General features: G+C 70.9%; 2 protein-coding genes and 1 tRNA gene. 2 read left to right on the top strand and 1 reads right to left on the bottom strand.

Annotated elements, in window-relative coordinates; genetic code table 11:
* Window positions 1-164: 164 nt before the first annotated feature.
* Window positions 165-2,009 carry a helicase HerA-like domain-containing protein gene (locus tag QH283_RS21170; RefSeq protein WP_280504718.1) on the bottom strand — a complete coding sequence of 615 codons (1,845 nt, stop codon included), beginning with the start codon at window positions 2,007-2,009 and terminating at the stop codon, window positions 165-167.
* A gap of 235 nt (window positions 2,010-2,244) precedes the next feature.
* On the opposite strand from QH283_RS21170, the gene orn reads away from it, so the two are divergent.
* Together orn and QH283_RS21160 are read left to right on the top strand one after the other, a co-directional pair.
* Window positions 2,245-2,925, top strand: a complete 681-nt coding sequence (orn, locus tag QH283_RS21165; RefSeq protein WP_280504717.1) for an oligoribonuclease — start codon at window positions 2,245-2,247, stop codon at window positions 2,923-2,925.
* Between the two features lie 54 nt (window positions 2,926-2,979).
* Window positions 2,980-3,052, top strand: a tRNA-His gene (locus QH283_RS21160).
* The last annotated feature ends 42 nt before the right edge of the window (window positions 3,053-3,094 follow it).

Here is a 3,094-nt window from a genome sequence, read left to right as displayed (position 1 = left end):
CTAGGCGCGCGCCTCCCCCGCGCGCCCCCGGCCCCCCGCCCCCCCCCCCGGTTGGTCCCCCCGGGGGGGGGGGGGGGCGCCTCCGCTCTATTCGAAACGCTTTTCCCGCAACGATTCCCGGTGCGGATACCTGACAAGATCAGCTGCCCCCGCGCAGCGAACGCTCAGCGACGACGGCGGGTGCCGAACAGGCTGCGGGTGATCTCCCGCCCGGCCGCCGTCGCCGCCGAGCGCAGGAAACTCTTGACCGCCGGGTTGCGCATGATCCGGTCGGCGGCCGTCTCCTCCCGCCCGGCACTGGGTGAAACCCCCGGCGCGGCAGGCGCTTGCGGCTTCTCCGGCGCGACCGCGGCCATCTTCGCCGCCAGGATCTCCGACGCCGATTCCCGATCGATGGTCTGGCGGTACTTCGCCGACAACCCACCGGCCAGCGCCCGCGAGGAGATGGCCGACTCACCGATGGTGTCCATGAGCGAACGCGGCGGCACGATCCTGGTCCACGCCACCGGCGTCGGCGCACCCCGCTCCGACAGCACGGTCACCATCGCCTCTCCGGTGCCCAGCGAGGTCAGCGCCTTCTCCAGGTCGTAGTGCGCGGTGCGCGGATAGGTCCGCACCGTCTTCGCCAGCGCCTTCTGATCGTCCGGGGTGAACGCCCGCAGCGCGTGCTGGATGCGCGCACCCAGCTGGGAGAGTACCGGATTCGGAATGTCGGTGGGCAGCTGGGTGCAGAAGAACACCCCGACGCCCTTGGAACGGATCAACTTGACCGTCTGTTCCACCTGCTCCATGAACGCCTTGGAGGCATCGGCGAACAGCAGGTGCGCCTCGTCGAAGATGAACACCAGCGTGGGCTTGTCGGCATCGCCGATCTCCGGCAGCGTCTGGAACAGTTCGGCCAGCACCCACATCAGGAAGGTCGAGAACATCACCGGCCGCGCGGCCTGCGCGCCCAGCTCGAACAGCGTGATCACGCCCTGCCCGCCCGCGGTGCGCACCAGATCCGCCGGATCGAACTCCGGCTCGCCGAAGAACGTGTCGCCGCCCTCGGCCTCCAGATTGACCAGCGCGCGCAGGATCACCCCCGCCGTCTGCGCCGACACCCCGCCGATGCCCTTCAGATCCGCCTTGCCCTCGGCGCTGGTCAGGTGGGTGATGACCGCGCGCAGATCCTTCAGGTCGAGCAGGGCAAGGCCCTGCTGGTCGGCCCAGTGGAAGATCAGCCCGAGCGTCGACTCCTGGGTGGCGTTGAGGCCGAGCACCTTGCTCAGCAGCACCGGCCCGAAGGAGGTGATGGTGGCGCGCACCGGCACGCCGATGCCGCCGGTGCCCAGGGAGAGGAATTCGGTCGGGAATCCGCTCGGCGCCCAGTCCGCCGCGCCGGTCTCCGCGGCCCGCGCGGCGATCTTCTCGTCGCTCACGCCGGGAGCGCTCAGACCGGACAGGTCGCCCTTGATGTCGGCGAGCACCACTGCCACCCCCGCGCGGGAGAGCTGTTCGGCGATGCCCTGGAGGGTCTTGGTCTTGCCGGTGCCGGTGGCTCCCGCCACCAGGCCGTGGCGGTTCATGGTGCGCAACGGGATACGCACCCGCGCGGCGGGATCGACCACGCCGGCCACGACCACCGTGCCGGGCTCCACCGCGGGGCCCTCGCTCGCGTACCCCGCCGCGATCACCCGCGCGGCGGCACTCGCCGATGCCGCGTTCCCGCCGTCGGCTTCCGGTGCGTCATTCCCGGCCGCCGCCTCGTCACCCCCGGCCGCCGCCTCGTCAGCCCCGGTCGCCATTTCGACGGATGCGGTCGCGCCCTCATCCGGCGCGGGCCGCTGCGCGCCGGATCGGCTCGACTCGTCGTCCAGCGCCTGACCGGCCCCCTCGTGTTCCGCCGCCCGATGTTCGGCCTGTTCGCGCTCGGCGGCCTCCGCCGCCGCAGCCGCTTCCGCCGCGATCCTGGCGGCCTCCTCGGCCGCCTCACGCGCCTTGGCCGCCTTCTGCTCGGGGGTGGTCATCGCAGGTCCTCCGTCTACTCGACTCTCAACCGCACTTCGACTCGCAACCGCACACCGGGCCGGCGGCCGTGACCGTGCTGCGACGGGGGTGGAGCGGGTCGAGCGGAGTAGCTGGGGATCGGTCCGACCGGAGACCCTGCCGAAACTGTAGCCCCGGCAGGAGGCCGCACGGCGCGAGCGACAGCTGGTGTCGCGAGCCGTTCGCCGACGGCACGGGCGCAGTAGTGTTGCCCGGGTGTCCGACAAATTAGTGGTGTGGATGGATTGTGAGATGACCGGGCTGCGCCTGGACAGCGACAAGCTGATCGAGGTGTCGGCGCTGGTGACCGACAGTGATCTCAACGTGCTCGGCGAGGGTGTGGACATCGTCATCCACGCCGACGACGCGGCGCTGGCCGCCATGGTGCCGGTGGTCACCGAGATGCACGCCCGCTCCGGCCTGACCGAAGAGGTGCGCCGGTCCACCGTGACGGTGGCCGAGGCCGAGGAGATGGTGCTCGACTACATCCGCCAGTACGTGCCCACTCCGCGCACCGTGCCGCTGGCGGGCAACTCGATCGCCACCGACCGCGCCTTCATCGCCAGGGACATGCCCGCCCTCGACGCGCACCTGCACTACCGCATGATCGACGTCAGCTCCATCAAGGAGCTGTGCAGGCGCTGGTACCCGCGCATCTACTTCGGCCAGCCGGAGAAGGGCCTGACCCACCGCGCCCTGGCCGACATCAAGGAATCCATCCGCGAGCTCGAGTACTACCGCCGCACCGCCTTCGTCCCGCAGCCGGGCCCGTCCACCGCCGAGATCGCCGCGGTGGTGGCCGAGCTGGACGCCGCCCGCGCAGCCGGGGACTCGGCGGAACCTGCCGGAAACAGCACCGCGAAGCCGCAGGTAGAAGGCGCGCCGAAGGCCGATTAGGGAACTTCGGGGTAGACACGCTACTATCTAGGCCGCCGGTTGTTACCGGTGATGGTGAGTGTAGTTCAGTTGGTAGAGCACCAGGTTGTGATCCTGGCTGTCGCGGGTTCGAGTCCCGTCACTCACCCCGAGGAGCGGGGGGGGGGGGGGGGGGGAGGGGGCCCCCGGA

The sequence above is a fragment of the Nocardia farcinica genome (genome assembly GCF_029867845.1).
In the GTDB taxonomy this organism is placed as follows: domain Bacteria; phylum Actinomycetota; class Actinomycetes; order Mycobacteriales; family Mycobacteriaceae; genus Nocardia; species Nocardia farcinica_A.
This window is presented reverse-complemented; position numbering and strand designations above follow the sequence as displayed.

Bases quoted from the DNA above. Each gene is read 5' to 3' on its own strand.
- QH283_RS21170 (WP_280504718.1), bottom strand. From the start codon at position 2,009: ATGACCACCCCCGAGCAGAAGGCGGCCAAGGCGCGTGAGGCGGCCGAG.